Source organism: Undibacterium sp., from assembly GCF_030683615.1.
In the GTDB taxonomy this organism is placed as follows: domain Bacteria; phylum Pseudomonadota; class Gammaproteobacteria; order Burkholderiales; family Burkholderiaceae_D; genus Undibacterium; species Undibacterium umbellatum.
The window spans coordinates 39,352-57,186 of the sequence record NZ_JAUXQE010000008.1 but is presented as its reverse complement, the minus strand read 5'-3'; the positions used below and the strand labels follow the sequence as shown (position 1 = coordinate 57,186).

The following is a 17,835-nucleotide window of genomic DNA, read 5'->3' as shown; positions in this document are numbered from 1 at the left end:
ATCAGAATACACTGGCTTTCAAGCTGATTTTATAAGTGCGGCCATACTGTTCGTATTGGGCATTGTATTGGTGTGATCCCTGATAGACATAGTATTTTTCATTGTTCAGGTTTGCCGCTTCAAAGATCAACTGGAAGCGTTTGTTGATCTGATATGCCAGAGAAAAATCCAGCTGCTTTTGGGCGTCAACAATACGGTCCTGATCAGCGCGTAAAATATCCGTTCCCAGTTCCAGCAGATAAGGAGATTTATAGTTGACTGCCAGGCGCGTACTGACGCGGCCGTGTTCGTAGCCCAGCATCAGATTCATGACCTGGTCAGACTGGCCCGGCAGATTGATGGAACGGCTGCGGAACTTGCCCAGGGCTGCATCATAGCGCGCTATGTCAGCACTTGAGCGGGTGAAGCTGGCATTTGCGCCAACGATCAGATATTTCCAGGGGGCTGGCAACATGCGCAGTGGCTGTGAGTAAGCCAGTTCTATGCCCTTGACCTTGGCGCTATCACCATTCGCATAAGTGACAGCACTGGTATAGCCTTGCCATGCGCCAGATCCGGCCAGATTGGTGGTGTAGGTGAAGTTCTTGATATCCTTATTGAACAGATAAGCCGACACGCTGCCATCATGGTCCAGTATTTTTTCTACACCGAAATCAAGATTGCTGGCTTTCAGCGGTTTCAGGTCCGGATTGCCGATGACAGCTTCAGTGGTACTGGTGAGATTGATGCCTGGTGCCAACTGGCTGAAGTTGGCGCGCACGACCGCATTTGTCCATGCAGCACGCACACTGGTTTTTTTATCCAGGTCATAACGCAGATGCAGGGATGGCAGCCAGTCTGAATAACTGCGCTGGCGATTGATGGCTTGCAGGCTGGTGCCGCCGGTCACTTTTGTACCAGCTGCGTCAAACTGTGTGCGTTCTACCCGGGCGCCAGCCAATATGTGTAGGGCATCAGTATCAAAACTGTTCTGCAGATAGGCTGCATCGATATTTTCGTTGATCTTGTAATCATTGATAGCAGATTCCAACGCCAGGCGAGCTGCATTCCTGTCCAGACCTGCGACGCGTGCGCGTACCAGATCAGCGCTGATGGCAGTGCCGATATTACCCAGTGGATAATCGAGAGCCTGGTTTTGCACAAAGCCTGTCATGGAGGTGGAACCCGGGCCCCAATAATTGCCACTGCTGGTTTTGTTGCTGTTATACGTCCATTGATTGGTGTCATTGGTTTTTTCCCGGCGGCTGGCCTTGGCACCGAATTTCAGATTCGATTCAAACTGCTCGAAATGGAATTTGCGTGCAAGATCAAATTTGAGGTGTTGCTCAGTATCTTTGGAAAAACGTTGTTGCAGGCTGATGGCATTGAGGCTGTAATTGGCCGCATCATACAGGCTGGCCGGACCGATGATCCTGGGCACTTCACCGTCGATAAAGCCGACGCCAGCAAAATTGGCATTGCCACGGAAGCGGCCATCGTTCAAGGCTTCTGGCGTATCTTCGCTGGCGCGGCTGGAAGCTGCTGTCAGATCGAGTTTCCATTCCTGGAATTTTTGTTCCGTACCCAGTACGAGAGAGCTGATGGTTTGAGTGTATTTACGCTGGCGGATACGGCGTTCTGCCCTGGCGGTAGTGCTTGCACCTTCTGTCAAAGTACCGCTGGAAAAATTACCCAGGGTGATGCGGTCGCGTACTTCGTCATCGCTGAAATCACTCAGGAAGCCGTGCAGGAAATAAGTTTGTGTGCTTGTAGGCTTGTAATCAAGATTCAGGGCGTAGGCATGACGTTCACGCACGGGCAGGTAATCGCGAAGTTCAAATCCGCCCAGCTTGCCGTTTTCCCAGGCACCACCGGTTTCTGCATTATCCGAGCCAAAACTGCGTTTCTCTGCGCTGATACCTGCAGCGATACCCAGCTTGCCGCCAGCAAAGCGGTCCGCCCACAAGAGACCGGCATTCGGGCTGGTTTTGCCTGTGACCTGGTCATAGCTGGCACCAGTATTCAATGTCAGGAATTTGCCCGGCAAATCAAAGGCGGTCAGGCTTTTGACCTCGACTGCACCACCGAGTGAACTGGCATCCTGTTCCGGGCGCAAGGTCTTGGTCACTTCCAGAGAACGTATCATCCCGGCTGGCAAGACATCCAGGGCCACAGCACGACGGCTGGCTTCGGGGGATGGCACCAGAGCACCGTTGATGCTCACGCTGTTGAGATCAGCGCCGAGGCCTCGCACCGAGATATAGCGGCCTTCACCCTGGTCACGCTGGACGGCGATGCCCGGCAGGCGGGCCAGTGCTTCAGCCGCATTTTTATCCGGCAAGCCGCCGATGTCATCGCTGCTGACTACGCTGACGATATTGTCAGCTTTTTCCTGCATTTCCAGTGCCTTGCGCAAGCTGGTGCGCTGACCGGTGATTGTGACAGTACTGGCATCACTGACGGTCACATTAGGGCCTTGGGCATGGGCACTCAGCATGGCCGAAATGCCCAGCATGATAATGGAGAGTTGAGGGATAGGTTTTTTCTTCAGGGTTTTCATGGATACGATTTCCGCAGGTAGTGAATGGCAAAAGAGTGGGCGGATTCTAGGGGACGTATATGTCGGTTCTGTGACAGATGGGAGCCGGATTTGCTCTTGCACAGGAATAATGAGATGAATGACGAGGATATGAGCTGAAATGACTTTTGCGTTTGGCGATAAATAGCTGATAACTGGTTTTTTGAAAAACAGACCAAAAAGCTCGCCACAGAGGCACAGAGGAAGGAAAAGAGGATACTCAAGACGAATTCATCCATTTTGGCAAAGAATTTTTCCTCTCTCTTGCTTTTCTATGTGTCTCTGTGTTGAGAGGTCTTTTGTGTTTTTAACATAAGCCGGTGAAAAAATGAGCCGTTTGCACCCCCGTTGTTTTCCATCCATAGGCCATATCAAAAAACACCCATGTCATCTTCTTGTCACGCACGTCAATTAGTCTCGCGCGACCTGACCTTTGGATGTGAATGCAATGTTAAAAAATTCCATGTTGCGCCTGCATAGAAATTTCATTATCTCTGCCTGCCTGGCACTGTGTGCCTTTATTTTTTTATATGCCTATATGGGCACGCCCAAGCCCTTGATTAGATGGAAGTGGATGGACATCGTTGGAGAGGGTGGTACTGCCATGATGGCTGGACTGTGGCTGCTGCTCATGCTCAGTAGCCGCCCCAGAGGACTGCTGACGCGCTTGTTCGCCTTTGGCCTGGCCGCCATCATGCTGGGTTCATGGGCGGATTGCCTGGATGAATTCTTTGTTATTCCCAAGGAAGATATTTGGGCTCACCTACTGGAATCCATGCTGGTATTTACCGGTATGCTGATCGTCACGGCTGGCATGTATTACTGGCGTGAAGAACAGTTTGCACTCAATGAGCACTTGCAAAAACGTGAACGCCTGTTTCGCGATCACCGTGCTTTTGATCGTGTGACCCAACTCAGCAATGCCGATTATTTGCGCCTGCAAATCAAGCTAGAGATGGACAATCATCCAGGCTTGCCTTGTGCTCTGGTGTTGCTGGACATAGATCAGTTTCATCTTATCAATCGTCAATATGGCCAGCATGAAGGCGATAAGGTCTTGCTGGCAGTCAGTCATATGCTCTTGCTGAACCTGCACAATAAGGATGTGCTTTGCCGCTATGCCGGAGACAGATTTGCTCTGGTCTTGCATGACCGCAGCCTGGAAGAGGCGCAGGCACTGGCTGTGCATCTATGCCATATGGTCAGGCAGATGCGGTATTGCGCGCAAGAGCAGACGCTGGAAATCAGCATGCGCCATGCCTGCACCATGGCAGATGACGTGCCTGATACCCTGCTGTCCAGACTGAGCCGAGCGCTTGAGAGCAGTGCACATGCCAGTGTCGAGCCGCCATTGCCAGCGGGAGCACTGTAATGCGTTTTCATCAGGCAGCCGATACCTGCCTGCCAGCGGAGTATCATGCTGCCCAGATACTGTCCTATGCGCGTGACCGCGAACTTGATGATGACCTGATCCTGCGGGGCAGCGATTTGATAGCCGAGCATATCACCCAGGGTCTATGCCGCATCAGCCCGCAGCAATACCTGCAACTACTGGGCAATGCCTTGCAAGCATTGCGTAGTGCAGACAGTAGTTTCATGCTTGGTCAGCAAATGTTGCCAGGACATTTTGGCAGCGTCAGTCACGCATTATTACAGGCGCAAAACTTGCGTCAGGCGCTGGATATTTTGTGCATGCATGCCACTCGTTTGTGTCCTTTGCTCAAACCCCGATATAGTGCAGGACAGGATTACAGTATTTTGTACTGGATGGACAGTTATGGCGCACCGAGCTTGCGTCCAGCCATTGTGGAAATGCATATGACAGCGGTAGTTGCCATGTGCCGCTGGCTGAGCGGCAGGCGCTTGCCGTGGCGGTTTTGCTTCAACCGCAGTGCTGCCCGTCATACCGAGCAACATGAAGTACATCTGGGCGGGGAGCTGCGTTTTAATTGCCATCTGGATGCCATGCTGATCGCCTCGGAATATCTGGATTTGCCCTGGCCACGTGGTAATGCACTGGCAGCAAACCTCGCTCTGCAACAAGCCAGGCAAGAAGCCTTGTTGATGGATGAAACACCTAGTCTGCTGAATGCTGTCTACGATTATCTGTTGGCCCATATACGTTGCAGCCCCAGTCTGGAACAACTGGCAGCGGCATTTGGCGTCAGCCCGGCCAGCATGAAACGTTATCTTGCCAGACAGGGTACGCATTTCCAGGCAGAGCTTGATCAGGTGCGCACCCATGTTGCTCTCTACTTATTCCAGAGCCTCCAATATGACAATGAAGCCGTCGCTCACCATCTGGGGTTTCATGATGCGAATAATTTCCGTCGCTCTTTCAAACGCTGGACGGGGGTAACACCGAGCTTATTGAAAGAGAAACTGGCAGATGATTTCCCCGGTTTAAGTTTGCATGCCTTGGGGTAATTGCAACTTGTTATTGTGCCCTGACTAGTGAGGCGATATAGTCCAGCCTATCGCTTAAAGATGGGAACTGGGTACCTCACTCAATGCATGCAGAGTTAAAAAAGCTGAAAATCCTCGTTGTTGAAGACAATCTGACGATAGCACGGCAGGTCACGGCTTTCCTTGAGGGCTTGTCATGGTCATGTGATTTTGCGCATGAGGGGAAATTGGCAGTCCATCTGGCTCAGGAAAATGTTTATGACGTAGTTTTACTGGATTTGAATTTACCCGACATGGATGGACTGGAAGTTTGTCGCCAGATGAAAGCGACTGCTGTTTGCAATATGCCTGTGCTGATGCTGACTGCGCGAGACGCGTTTGAAGACAAGGCAAACGGTTTTGCAGGTGGCGCTGATGATTACCTGACCAAACCTTTCGATTTGCGTGAACTGGCTTTGCGTTGCCAGGCATTGGCCCGTCGTCAGCAATTACACGTCCACAAGCAAATCAATCTGGGACCGCTGTTATTATTGCCACGTGAAATGCAGGCCAGGTACCAGGGGCAGGCACTGGGTTTGACGCAAATCGGCTTCAAAATTCTATTGATGCTGGTACAGCAATACCCGCGCGCAGTGTCCCGCTCCGTGTTGTTGCAGGCTATCTGGGGTGATGCCATCCCAGAGAGTGATGCGCTGAAGTCACATATATACAGCCTGCGCAAGCAATTGGAAGGGGTGAGTGGCCGCAAGATGTTGGCTACCATACACCAGATAGGCTATCAATTACAACTCGATGAGAATGACTGACAGTATCCAGCGCCGCTTGTTCATGATACTGGGCAGTTTCACGGCCCTGATTTGCATCGCCTATACCCTGATTGCGCTCTTGCTTGCCTATGTCACAGAAGACATGGTGCTGGAGAGTATGCTGGCGCAACAAGCCAAAGTGATGATCAGGAGCAGCACCAGTCATGAGACATTGCCCAGGCCAGACATGGATTTCATGCAATTGTATACTTCCGTCGATGCCATGCCAGCAGCCGTTAGCCAAGAAGTAAGAGAATCGCACGTAACAGGTGGCAAGAAACTGGAGATTTTTGGCAAGGATGGTAAACATTATCATGTGCTAAGGCTACAACTTGGTTCTGAACAGGAAGTGTATTTGCTCGCTGAAGTAAGTCCATTTCTGGTTGTCAGCCATTTGTCGACAAGAGTGGCAGGAATGATGTCGGCAGTCGCGCTGCTGATGCTGGTTGCAGCCTTGCTTCTGGCTTATTTTTTGGTGCGGCGCATTGCCTTGCCCTTGCAACAACTGGCTGAGGAAGTGAGCGCGACACCGGCAAAAGAGATACCGAATTTTAAAGCTAGCCTGCGCAGAGATGAAATCGGCTTCCTGGCCAAAAAGCTGGAAGACAGCCTGCATGCAAGGCACACTGCGCTTTTGCGTGAAACCAATTTCACTCGTGACTTAAGTCATGAGTTGCGTACCCCCATTACTATTCTCAATAATCTGCTGCTTGCTGGCCAGGGGCGCATTCTCGCTGAGGAAGATGCGTTGGTGGCGCGACAATCTGTCGATGATTTAATGCACACCTTGGACATTTTGCTGGCCTTAGCCAGGGCGGAAAACATGCTGCCCATCAAGCTAGACTTGATTGCATGCATAGAACAAAGTCTGCTCTTTGTACACTACAGTACGCCTGCCAAGCGTCATGAAGTGACGCTGGATTTACCCGCGCAATGGCTAGTGCTGGGCAACCCGCATTTGATTGGACTGCTGCTCAATAACCTGTTCAACAATGCCATGACGCATGGCGATGGGCAAGCCGCCATACACGTGTTCTTTGAACATCCCAAGCTCATACTCAGCAATGCAATCAGATCTGACAGACATAGTCATACTGCAGGCTTTGGTCATGGACGTAACCTGATGGAAAGAATCACTAGCGCCTTGGGTTGGGAAATTCGCTTTGAACACTCAGTAGACAAATTTCAAGTGGAAATCATTCCCCGGCAGGCAATACCTGGAAGCTGAATGCAAAAAAAGGCTGGCAATTTCACTTTGATTTCACCTTCTCTGAGCCAGACTGCAGGTCTTGGTAATTACAATTTGTCTACAGGTGAAGGTCAAAAATGAAAAAAATACTGAGTTTTATATTGCTGCTTGCACTGACTTTTTCCGCGCATGCTCAAGTGAAATCCTTGCAGTATAAAGAAGAAAAAAGAAGATATATCGTCTACATCCCGCCAGCTTATCATGAGGATATCAACAGGAAATTTCCTGTCGTCTTCAATTTTCATGGTGGCGGTATGACGATGGCAGAGCAGATGTTGTACACGCAAATGAACAAGACCGCAGACAAGCATGGCTTTATCGTCGTCTATCCGCAAGGTATCAAGCAAGACTGGAATGTCGGCTTTGGCATGAGCTATAAAGAGGGTAGTGACGATATCGGCTTTGTTGACGCACTTTTACAGCATATCCAGAAAGAGTATCGCACTGACACTGGCAAAGTGTATGCAACAGGATTATCACGCGGAGGTTTCTTTTGTTATCGGATCGCGGTAGAACTGGCGCACAGGTTTGCAGCCATCGCGGCGGTAGGAGCTACTCTGCCTGAACCGGTAATGCAACATCATAATGACAAGAAAAAAATTGGGGTTATGCTCACCCTCGGCACTGCTGACAAGGTCGTCTTGTTTGAAGGCAAAAAGGATAGCTATTTATCTGCCAAAGATACTTTTCATTACTGGCGCAAGCATAATCAAATTCCAGATACTGCCACGAGGTCACGCAAGCCAGTGGTAGACACTGCCGATATAAGTGAAGTCAGCATACTGGAAACTGTGGAAGATCAAGCCCATGCCAGGCACAAGACAATGCTGCTGACAATACAAGAAGGAGGCCATACCTGGGCAGGCGCAGACTCATTCAATATTGGCCTGCCGATAGGGAAAACTTCTCAGCAAATCAATTTGAATGAGTCTATATGGCAATTTTTCAGGCTACATGCCCTGGATTAAGCTCATAAGCTCACTTGTCGATTCGTTCCACATATTGATTTTGCGGGGGATTACCACGGTTTTGGCCAGCCCCCATCGTTGCAACACCAAGCAATAGCTTGATGAGGACAAATACTACAAACAAGGTAATCACCAAAGGAATGAGGGCGATGAACAGGGCCAGGGCGATACAAATGATCAGTATTTTTGGCAAAGGCGTGCGCAGCAAGCGCATGCCGAATTTTTGCCCAATTTGGCGAAATTCTTGTGAAACCTGCCTGAATACTGAGTACAGGTATTGGCTGGTGCTGCTTTTCATGTGTTGCTCCTGAGGGTGGTGCGTGCCTGAAATAAGGAATAGTTGTCATTATCGGCATGACAGTCAACATAGTCTACGGTAATTTTAAAACGATATTGCCGATAATTGCGTCAATATTGTTTTTTCCTTATTTGACCAGCTGTGCCTCATAAAACTTCAGTGACTCTGGAAATTTGATGCAGGTTTTGTAAGTGCGTGTGTCTCCAAGCTCACGTTTATCCACTTCTTCAAGTTTTTTCCAGACAGCAGCGATGGCAGCAGGCAGATCCTTTGTCGATGTACCTTTATCATTGATGAAGTGCTGTTCTAATGTGCTGATGGAGCGGGACAGTATCGCAGCATGTTGATTGCGCCATTTTGTTTGCTGTGAAATTGCTTGTACATGCAATGTATTTTCGCAATATTCACTTTCGCTTTTGGCCGTCTGGAAGTACATGAGATTCCTGTAGGCGTCCTTTTCGTTCATCGCATTTGCGCTGCTGCTGACAGCCGCAAGTGAAAAAAGTAAAAGCAGGGGTAGTAAAGTCTGCGTCATTTCTTTTATGAGAAAGATGAGTATTGGTCAAGACGGTATTATATGAATCTGGATAAGGCTGAGCCACGGTAATCACACGCAGGCATTACCACTTGATTTTAGATCAATTTTTCCGAGTGTCAATAAAACGGCTGAGAAACCTTCCTCAGCCGCATTTTGTTACTTAGTCCATTTATTTTGCCTTGCCCAGGTGCTGCAAGAAGTATGCTTCATATTTCTTGTGCCAGGTCTTTGCTTTGACCACACCACCCATGGCATGTTCGCCATCAGGATCCAGGAAAAGGTCGACCAGGGTTTCCTTGCCGTTTTCCAGCAATGAACGATAAACATTTACCGTATCCTGGTACAGCACATTCGGGTCTTGCATGCCATGCACCAGCAACAGCGGCTTTTTCAAGCCCGCCGTTAAAGGCAGGAGCGAGTATTTACGCAAGTTTGGCTTGCTGCGCTCGGTCTTGCCTATGGTACGGCCGCTATACCAGCTATTATAGTTTTCCCACTCCGTCGGGCCAGCACCTGCGATGCCAGCGGCAAAAGTATCCGGGCTGGTGTACATGGTGTACTGGGTCTGGAAGCCGCCAAAACTCCAGCCTGTCAAACCTATGCGCTTGCCATCAACGCCCAGGTTTTTTTGCATGTATTTGGTCAGGTCTTCGAGGTCTTCTGTCTGTGGTTTACCTACCTGTTCCCAGTTGGCACCGCTAAACTTGCGGCCATAATTGGAATGGCCACGCGGATCCACTGCTACGGTGACATAGCCATGCTTGGCAGCCATATACATGCCGAACATGTAGGCAGTTTGCTGGAAGCTGTCCGTCTCGACAATATGCCTGTCATTCAAGGGGCCGCCATAGGTGTAGACGATGGCAGGGCGGCGGTCGGATGAACTCAGGTTGGCTGGTTTGAAGACGTAAGCCTGTATCTTGTCGCCATGGCGATTGGTGTAGCTAAAGCGCTCAGGACGCTGCAGGTCTATCGCATTCCATTGCGGGTCATGGCTTTGCGTCAGTGTGGTGGATTTGGTGTTGGCAATGTCCACCAGTTTTAACTCAGGACGGTTGGACCATTGTCCTGCCATGCTGGCCAGTTTGTCGCCGTTTTCTGTGACTGCGCTGGCGCGATGAAAATCACCAGGCTGTCCAATGGCCTTCATGTCGCCAGTTGCCAGGTCGACCTTGTAGGCATTCATGGCAGCGAAATCATCCTTGTTGGCGAGCACGAACATGGATTTGCTGTCTTCGCTAAAGCCTATGATGTTGTGGGCTTCAAAATCACCTTTCAATACCTGTCTGGCAGTACCGTTGCTGACATCAATCACATAGGGCTGGCGATAACCTTGTTCGTCAAGCACGGCGATCAATTGTTTACTGTCCGGCGTAAAGCGGGGAGCCAGTACGTTTACAACTTCATGACCGACATTGCCGCGTCTTTCCAATACCATTTGTGGTTTGGCACCTTCTTCCGCCTTGCCTACGTAGATGCGCAACAAGTCTTTTTCACGTTCCCAGGTAGAGAAGGTATAACGACTGCCATCCTTGGCCCAACTGACAGGGCTCATTTCAAACCACACATCGCCTCCGTCATTGGTAAAGACTGGTTGTGGCTGGCGTGCAGAGGCATCGCCAACACGGCGTATATACAAAGCAGTAGCGGGTATCTTGCGCTTGTCATCTGACACTTCGCGATTCACTTTTTTTGCAGTGGCGAAGCGTTCGCTGTAATTCATGATCTCGACTTGGCGCTCAGCAGGCGGAGTTGGCTTGCCACCTTCTGGTTTGGCATCCGGTGCTTCGGCGGAAATTGCCATCCATTGCTTGTCTTCACTCAACACTGTGTTGGCGATGCGGTATTTTTTATCGGCATCGTCAGGATGTATCAGTTCGCGGTTCAACTGGCGGATGGCGCTGCTGCTGAAGCTGGCGTTGAAAAGACGCTTTTCATCCATGTAGATATAGCCATTGTCATCTGCCTGATAGGCGACGATGCGTTCGGTTTTGTCAGTCTGTGTCAGGCGTTCTATCTTGCCGTCAACCGCATTCAGGCGGAATAAGTCACCACGGTACTGGAAGATCAGTTCATTCTTTTTATTTGCCCAGACTATGGCATCAACACCGGGATACAAATCGCTTGGCTTGAGTTTTTCTTTTTCCAGTTTCTTTTTGAGCTCGTCACGCAGTTCCCAGATTTCCTTGGTCTTGTTGTCGTCTTTTGCGTCTTTCTTCTCGTCCTTCTTGTCGCTGTCGTTTTTAGCTACGCTGGCTGCGCCTGTTTTCGCGGCAGCAGCAGCGGCTTTTTCCCTGGCTGCTTCAGCATCAAGTTCCGCTTTCTTGGCAGCGTCCTTGGCTTTTTTCTCGGCCAGTTCACGTTTCACTTCTTCCAGTGCTGCTTCTTCCCACTGCATCAAATTGACTTTTTCACCGCGCAGATAGGCTGCATGTGCTTCTGCCTTGGCCTGGCGTTCAGCTTCTTCTTTTTCTTTTTGTTTGGCTTTTTTATCGAAGCGCTCCCAGTCTTCCGGTGCGTCAAAAGTCTTCATCAGGGCAGGTGAAGTAATGCGCTTGGTTTCACCAGTCAGCGTGTCATGCACATAGAGATCAAAGCCATTTTCACCGAACGGGTTCCAGGTATAGGCCAGATAACGGCCATCCTTGCTGAAATTTATATGACGGGCTGCCTGGCCTGCATAGCCTTTGGCGCGATATACCTGTTCCAGTGTCAGGTCTGCTGGCTTGATTTTGGCGATACTTGCAACAGCAGGTGCGGCATGAGCAGTTTCTTGAGGAAAGAGCAAGTTGGCCGCCCCGCTGAAAGCGAGCGCAATACTGACGGTGAGAATTTTCGGAGACATGATGAAAACCTTGGTTTTAGTTTAATTAGCAGGTATAGGATTGATCAAGAGGTGATGTGCAAATGTCGATGTTAGCAAGCTATCGCCGGAATTAACGCAATTTCCATAGACAAATGCCGTTGAAGACAGTTCCATAGGAAAACAAATTCTATGAAATTCGGTAGAAAATTTGCTTTTGACGTATTTAAGCGAAGATCGCTTAGTTTTTTTGCAGAAATAATCTTCAGGCAGATAGTTTGCGGTATTGCTGAGGGCTGAGTCCCATTCTGGATTTGAAGGCACTGCCCATGTGTGATTGATGAGCAAAACCACAATCTGCGGCGATATCAACTATGGATAAATTGCTATTACCGAGCAATGCCCGTGCCTTTTGCAATCTGCGCTCGGTGATATAAGTATGTGGAGTTGAACCTGTGGCATGTGCAAAGCTGCGCAAGAAACGCAGGAGCGACATATTGGCCATGGCAGCCATGACTTCCAGATTCAAGGCGGTATCAAGTTGATCTTCTATGTAGTCCAATATTTGCGCGTGCACATTTTTGTCTTTGGAGTATTGGCTGCGGGCAGTTGTCCTGGTGTTATGCAGAGTCAACCCTTGTTGTAAAAACAGGCTGGCTTTTTCTTCCAAAAGCAGAGGGTCAGGATAGCTCTGCAAGAGCAGCGAGCGTATTTGCCAGGCCAGCATGACTGCTAGTTTGTCACCATGAAATATTTTTCGTGGCGAAGAGGCTTGAAAGTCTGTTAACAGATCAGGCTCGGTGATATGCATTAACAGGTATTCACCGCCATGCGCAGATTCTGAAAACATCGGCAATCCAGCGCTGCTGATGGCGAAGTCACCCGGCCAGGCATCAAAGTCATGGCGGACATCGCTACCAATGGCATGCACACCTTTCTGACGTGCAAATGCCAGACCGAGACTTGCATGGAACGATGTGCTACTGATGCTGTAAGGCAGGGCTGGTAATAATTCCAGTCTTGCCCACTTTATATCGATGGTATCGATAAGATCCATGCTCATTACAAAAGCTCTCCGCTGAAATTTCTTGATAGCCTGGAAAATGCTCTCTGCTTATTATAGAAGTATTCTATCCCCAGGCCAGAACAGCGGCTTTTAATTTACGCATGGAGTTGCAATGAAAACCATAGGCATGATAGGTGGCATGAGCTGGGAATCAACTATCCCTTATTACAAGCAAATCAATGAAACCATTAAGGAAAAGCTGGGTGGCCTGCATTCAGCAAAAATCATCCTGTATAGCGTAGATTTTCACGAGATCGAAAGACTGCAGCACGCCGGTGACTGGGATGCTGCTGGTGTTATCCTCGCACGAGCAGCGCGCTCACTGGAGTTGGCGGGCGCAGATTTTCTGGTGCTGTGTACGAACACCATGCACAAGCTGGCACATGTTATTGAAACAGCTACGGCGATCCCCTTGTTTCATATCGCTGACCCCACTGCCCAAGCCATCAAGGATGCTGGCTATGACAAAGTGGGATTGCTGGGCACGCGCTTTACCATGGAGCAGGATTTTTACCGCGAGCGTTTGCATAGCAAACATGGTTTGCAAGTTCTGGTGCCAGAGCTGGCTGACCGCGACATTATTCACCAGGTCATTTATGAAGAACTTTGTCTGGGCAAGATCAATGAGGTATCACGCCAGCACTATCGCCGTATCATGGCTAGCCTGAAAGATAGCGGGGTGCAAGCGATCATTCTGGGCTGCACCGAGATCAGCTTGTTGGTCGGACAGGATGATGCGGGTGTGCCGCTGTTTGATACAACGACTATCCATGCACGCAGTGCCGCATTTTGGGCACTGACGTAATTCAGCCTTCAATTGACCTTGCGTACAGCTTCTCTCAGCGCTGGCAAGAGATTTTCTTTGATTGCGGGGTCCGTGCTTTCCCGGACTGAAAAATACAGCGGTAGTAAAAAGGCGCTCACATTATGTCTTTGTGCCAGCCTGGCCTGGGTGTAGGGGCCGGGTTGTATAGTGTTGTCCATGAGTTTGTTGAACCATAGATCCCAGTCGCGCTTGTTGAAACTGGGTGTTCGCGCCAGGTAAAACACGGCTGTCATCAGCCTCACTCCTTCACCATACTGGTAGAAATGGGTGGAGGGCGCAATTTGGGATGCGATGGCAGCCAGCATGGCTTCATGCTGCGCCTTTTCTATGGCTGGGTTCATCGCCAATTGCAGCATCAGGTCAGCGCTATGGGCAATGCCGTGACGCCAGCCATCTTTAGGATCAAAACCGCGATAGTCGCGAAGGTTGCTCAGATAATGGCTACCTGCATTGACGATATCGACTCTCTCTTCTGCACTCAGATAAGGTTTTTTCCTGTCCACCCGTACCAGTTCAGCCAGCGTCAAGATCGCAAACGGCCGCAAGAAACTGGTGGCTTCGTCAGCAGGCGCCTGCACAGCATTCAGCATCTTCACGCGCAAACTTGTCAATGTGGATAGGGTCAGCTTCTCGGCCCGCATCCAGGCTGACAGTCCCTCGAAGGCCATTTCATCACGCAATTCTGCATCCGCCACGCCCAGGCAGTCTGCCGCAGAGAGTGCCAGATTTTGGCGCTTGCCATCATCGTCCAACTTCCAGCCAACAGATTTAGCGGTTTTTAATTCGTGCTTGCTTGCTTCATCACAATCGGCAAGTGCCACTGTGGAAATGAATAGGAGAGGGAGCAGGCTAAAAGTAGAGATCAGGCGGTGCATAAGTGCTATCCATCATGGAAAGAAAAGATTGCCAAGTGTGCCATGCCAACTTTTTCTTGTCATGCGCCACAAAAAACTTGCGCAAAAAATATTGAGTTGGTGTTATAGTTAACTACAACACTAATTTACTTGAGTGATGGCGCTATAAAAGTATCAATCTCGCTGTCCAGGGTATTCACAGGAAGGTGCAAGCATGAGTGTTAACTGGAATGATCAGACGCCGATCTATCGGCAGTTGAAACAGAGGGTGCTGGGCATGATGCTGGATGGCTTGTTAAAGCCAGGCGATGCCTTGCCCTCAGTCAGACAGGTGGCGGCTGAGTATCAACTCAATCCGATCACGGTATTGAAGGCCTATCAGGAATTGGTAGATGAAGAACTCGTCGAAAAACGGAGAGGTGTAGGCATGTATATGACCGAATCAGCACTCGATAAATTGCTGGCGAATGAACGTCAGCGTTTTATTGAAGAAGAATGGCCAGCCATGCTGGAGCGCATACGCAGGCTGGGGTTGGATGTGCAGCAATTGCCGGGTCTGATGACGACAGGGGGAGACAAATGATCAGCGTCACCGATACAGTAACCAGCAGCGTAATTTCCGCCCGTAGCATCAGCAAACAATATGGCAAACAACGGGTACTTGACGACGTCAGCTTCGAGATTGCTCCTGGTCGTATAGTAGGTTTGATAGGACCGAATGGCTCGGGTAAAACCACCACCCTCAAAGCGATACTGGGTCTGGGCAATTTTGATGGCGAGATGCAGGTGTTAGGCCTGGACCCGCGTACCCAGCGAGATGCGTTGATGAATGAGGTCTGCTTTATCGCCGATGTCGCCATTTTGCCGCGCTGGATCAAGGTGAAGCAGGCGATGGATTTCGTTGCCGGAGTACACCCCAAATTCAACCGTGCCAAAGCCGAGAAATACCTTGCCAATACCAAGCTGTCGCCAGACATGAAGCTCAAGTCCATGTCCAAGGGCATGGTAGTGCAATTACATCTGGCGCTGATCATGGCCATCGACGCGAAACTGCTGGTACTGGATGAGCCAACATTGGGTCTGGATATTCTGTACCGCAAACAGTTCTATCAAAATTTGCTGGAAGATTATTTTGATGAAAACAAAACCATCATCATCACTACGCATCAGGTAGAAGAAGTTGAACATATTCTCAGTGACGTGATTTTTATTGATGATGGAAAAATCGTGCTGGAAACCAGCATGGAGCAAATGGCCGAACGTTTTGTCGAAGTCTTGGTGGCACCGGAAAATATGGAAAAAGCCCTGGCATTGCAACCTATGGATCAACGGGCAGTATTCGGCAAAGTGGTGATGCTGTTCGATGGCGTTGCGCAGGAGATGCTGGCCAATATAGGTGAAACACGCATACCCGGCGTGGCTGATTTGTTTGTCGCCAGCATGAAAGGAGTCGCTAAATGAAAGCCATGATCAGTCTTTTGAAGCGTGAATTTTGGGAGCATAAGGGCATGTTTCTGTGGACGCCCTTATGTGTGGCTGCAGTCATCATATTTGTGTTTATCTTGCCTTTCCTGAAAGGGCACGCATTATTTGGTGCCCGAATCTTAGGACGGGTAGCAAAATTTAAAGAAGACATTCCAAGAGTCAGTGAGCTTTTGGCAAGCATGTATTTGCTTTTCTCTGGCCCCTTGCTGGTAGTAATGGCCATCATTATTTTCTTTTACTGCCTGGGTGCTTTATTTGATGACCGGAGGGATCGTAGTATTTTGTTCTGGAAGTCTTTGCCTGTCTCAGACTTTCAAACGGTATTGTCCAAGTTGATCACCGCCAGCCTGATTGTCCCGGTGATATTTATCATGTGTGCCATCGCCATGTCTTTTGTCATGTTGATGATAGTCGGCATCGCATTGTCTAGCCAGGGTGTGTATGTATTTCAGGATCTGTTCTTGAATGGAAAATTGTATCTGGCACCCTTGCAGTTATTGGGTACCTTACCAGTGTATATCTTATGGGCTTTGCCAAGTATAGGCTGGTTGATGCTGGTGTCCAGTTGGGCGCATTCCAGAGTATTTTTGTGGGCGGTTGGCATACCATTGCTCTTGGTGTTTTTGGTGGGTATGCTGGATTTATTGCTGGGGCAAAACAGTGATATGAAGTGGTTCAGTGATTTGATTGTTGGACGTGCATTGGGGGGAGTATTTCCAGGTGTATGGATAGAGTTTGCGCATATCCCGCTTACCAGCTTCACCCGGCCTGCAGGTGCTGGAGTAGATTTCGGCAAGGTGCTGTCTGTATCCTGGCAAACGTTGCTTAGTCTGCAGTTATGGCTGGGTGTTGTAGCCGCAGCAGGGATGTTTTATATGACCGTGCGTTTGCGCCGCTGGCGCGAAGAGGCTTGATGCAAGAAATACAGGGATTGCGGCAATAGGCGCAATCCCTGTGTTTCACCTTGATGGCCGCACCACCAGCGCCACACCTGCCAGCGCGATTACCATTCCCAGAATCGCCGTCATTGTCAGCTTCTCGCCAAACATCAACCAGGCCATGGCAGCTGTGACGGCAGGAACCAGATACATATAGCTGGTGACCTTGGTGGCTTCACCATGCCGTATCATGATAAACAGCACCGAGATGCCAACACCAGACAGGACAAATACCGACCAGGCCATGGCAGCGAAGAACTGCGGCGTCCAGATGATGGTCTGGGTTTCCAGCGCCAGCGCAAATGGCAATGTCACCAGTAATGAAGCCGCAAACTGTATGACTTGCCCGGTCCTGACATCAAAGCTGGGGCAGGTTTTTTTCTGGTACAACGTACCTATGGTCATCGCAATCAACGCCATGACTGCCAGGGCTACGCTGCTGACAGACAAACCGATGACAGAGATTTTATTGGCGACCACCAGTGCCACGCCGCAAATGCCCAATGCCAGTCCAGCCCATTGTTTGCCGTAGATGCGCTCACCGATGATGGGGCCGAGGAAAGCAGTAAAGATAGGCTGGGTATTGGCAATTAGTGCGGCGACACCGGCTGGCATGCCGAGCTTGACGGCGCACCAGATGCCACCCAGGTACATGGCTTGCATCAAGATACCTGCGATGGCGATCGGCAGCCAGAAGCGGCGCTCAGGCCAGGGTGCGCGCATGCTTAGTGCAAGTATCAACATGAATATAATCACACCCAGATAGCGCAGGCATAAAAAAGTCAATGGCTCAGCATAGGGCAGTCCATATTTGGCAACGACATAACCGGATGCCCATATAAAAATGAAGATGGCGGGGAGAAAGCGTAATAGAGGAGAGGCTTTGGTTTGCATGCTGTTTAAAGAGTAGGGCGGTAGAGCATAGGGGGAAATTCCTGATGCTCATTTGAGCCATGATCTTCGCATAAACAGCTTGAGTGATGGATGAAAAAAAACCTGCGGTGCATATGCGTGCGCAGGTTTTTTTCATCTGTGATGTGT

General features: G+C 49.7%; 16 protein-coding genes. 9 read left to right on the top strand and 7 right to left on the bottom strand.

The window, feature by feature from the left end; translation table 11 throughout:
• Position 1: 1 nt before the first annotated feature.
• Positions 2-2,539 (bottom strand): TonB-dependent receptor, encoded by a 2,538-nt coding sequence (locus Q8K39_RS05345; protein WP_305258600.1) that lies wholly within the window; start codon positions 2,537-2,539, stop codon positions 2-4.
• Between the two features lie 466 nt (positions 2,540-3,005).
• Here Q8K39_RS05345 and Q8K39_RS05340 point away from each other — a divergent pair, with 466 nt between their 5' ends.
• The 5 genes from Q8K39_RS05340 (at position 3,006) to Q8K39_RS05320 (ending at position 7,986) form a co-directional block, all read left to right on the top strand.
• Positions 3,006-3,929 carry a GGDEF domain-containing protein gene (locus Q8K39_RS05340; protein WP_230413914.1) on the top strand — a complete coding sequence of 308 codons (924 nt, stop codon included), beginning with the start codon at positions 3,006-3,008 and terminating at the stop codon, positions 3,927-3,929.
• A complete protein-coding gene (locus tag Q8K39_RS05335) occupies positions 3,929-4,984 on the top strand; it encodes an AraC family transcriptional regulator (protein ID WP_305258599.1) in 1,056 nt (351 codons plus the stop codon). The genes Q8K39_RS05340 and Q8K39_RS05335 overlap by 1 nt, the downstream gene beginning before the upstream one ends.
• A gap of 83 nt (positions 4,985-5,067) precedes the next feature.
• Complete coding sequence (locus tag Q8K39_RS05330; protein ID WP_305258598.1) at positions 5,068-5,769, top strand: response regulator transcription factor; 702 nt, start codon at positions 5,068-5,070, stop codon at positions 5,767-5,769.
• On the top strand, positions 5,762-6,997 hold the full coding sequence (locus tag Q8K39_RS05325; RefSeq protein WP_305258597.1) for a HAMP domain-containing sensor histidine kinase: 1,236 nt from the start codon (positions 5,762-5,764) through the stop codon (positions 6,995-6,997). Before Q8K39_RS05330 ends, Q8K39_RS05325 begins: the two co-directional genes overlap by 8 nt.
• A 98-nt stretch (positions 6,998-7,095) precedes the next feature.
• Complete coding sequence (locus Q8K39_RS05320) at positions 7,096-7,986, top strand: PHB depolymerase family esterase (protein WP_305258596.1); 891 nt, start codon at positions 7,096-7,098, stop codon at positions 7,984-7,986.
• Positions 7,987-7,996: 10 nt separating this feature from the next.
• On the opposite strand, the gene Q8K39_RS05315 is transcribed toward Q8K39_RS05320, so the two are convergent.
• From Q8K39_RS05315 to Q8K39_RS05300, 4 genes are all read right to left on the bottom strand, one after another.
• The gene (locus tag Q8K39_RS05315) at positions 7,997-8,284 is read right to left on the bottom strand and encodes a hypothetical protein (protein ID WP_305258595.1); all 288 of its coding nucleotides are present in this window, start codon (positions 8,282-8,284) and stop codon (positions 7,997-7,999) included.
• A gap of 127 nt (positions 8,285-8,411) precedes the next feature.
• Positions 8,412-8,750: a hypothetical protein gene (locus tag Q8K39_RS05310; protein ID WP_305258594.1), complete on the bottom strand. Its 339-nt coding sequence runs from the start codon at positions 8,748-8,750 to the stop codon at positions 8,412-8,414.
• Between the two features lie 241 nt (positions 8,751-8,991).
• Positions 8,992-11,667 (bottom strand): prolyl oligopeptidase family serine peptidase, encoded by a 2,676-nt coding sequence (locus Q8K39_RS05305; protein ID WP_305258593.1) that lies wholly within the window; start codon positions 11,665-11,667, stop codon positions 8,992-8,994.
• 223 nt (positions 11,668-11,890) lie between these two features.
• Positions 11,891-12,688, bottom strand: coding sequence for an AraC family transcriptional regulator (locus tag Q8K39_RS05300; RefSeq protein ID WP_305258592.1), 798 nt, complete (start codon positions 12,686-12,688; stop codon positions 11,891-11,893).
• 115 nt (positions 12,689-12,803) lie between these two features.
• Between Q8K39_RS05300 and Q8K39_RS05295 the strand changes: the two genes are divergently transcribed.
• On the top strand, positions 12,804-13,496 hold the full coding sequence (locus Q8K39_RS05295) for an aspartate/glutamate racemase family protein (RefSeq protein ID WP_305258591.1): 693 nt from the start codon (positions 12,804-12,806) through the stop codon (positions 13,494-13,496).
• A gap of 8 nt (positions 13,497-13,504) precedes the next feature.
• On the opposite strand, the gene Q8K39_RS05290 is transcribed toward Q8K39_RS05295, so the two are convergent.
• Entirely contained in the window at positions 13,505-14,392 is an 888-nt protein-coding gene (locus tag Q8K39_RS05290) for a DUF2785 domain-containing protein (RefSeq protein ID WP_305258590.1), read from the bottom strand.
• Between the two features lie 193 nt (positions 14,393-14,585).
• Between Q8K39_RS05290 and Q8K39_RS05285 the strand changes: the two genes are divergently transcribed.
• Genes Q8K39_RS05285 through Q8K39_RS05275 form a run of 3 tightly spaced genes read left to right on the top strand, consistent with a single transcriptional unit; the run spans position 14,586 to position 16,770 of the window.
• Positions 14,586-14,954 carry a GntR family transcriptional regulator gene (locus Q8K39_RS05285; RefSeq protein WP_186956605.1) on the top strand — a complete coding sequence of 123 codons (369 nt, stop codon included), beginning with the start codon at positions 14,586-14,588 and terminating at the stop codon, positions 14,952-14,954.
• The gene (locus Q8K39_RS05280) at positions 14,951-15,832 is read left to right on the top strand and encodes an ABC transporter ATP-binding protein (RefSeq protein WP_305258589.1); all 882 of its coding nucleotides are present in this window, start codon (positions 14,951-14,953) and stop codon (positions 15,830-15,832) included. Before Q8K39_RS05285 ends, Q8K39_RS05280 begins: the two co-directional genes overlap by 4 nt.
• A complete protein-coding gene (locus Q8K39_RS05275) occupies positions 15,829-16,770 on the top strand; it encodes a hypothetical protein (RefSeq protein ID WP_305258588.1) in 942 nt (313 codons plus the stop codon). Before Q8K39_RS05280 ends, Q8K39_RS05275 begins: the two co-directional genes overlap by 4 nt.
• Before the next feature lie 45 nt (positions 16,771-16,815).
• On the opposite strand, the gene Q8K39_RS05270 is transcribed toward Q8K39_RS05275, so the two are convergent.
• Positions 16,816-17,688, bottom strand: coding sequence for a DMT family transporter (locus Q8K39_RS05270; RefSeq protein ID WP_305258587.1), 873 nt, complete (start codon positions 17,686-17,688; stop codon positions 16,816-16,818).
• Positions 17,689-17,835 lie beyond the last annotated feature (147 nt).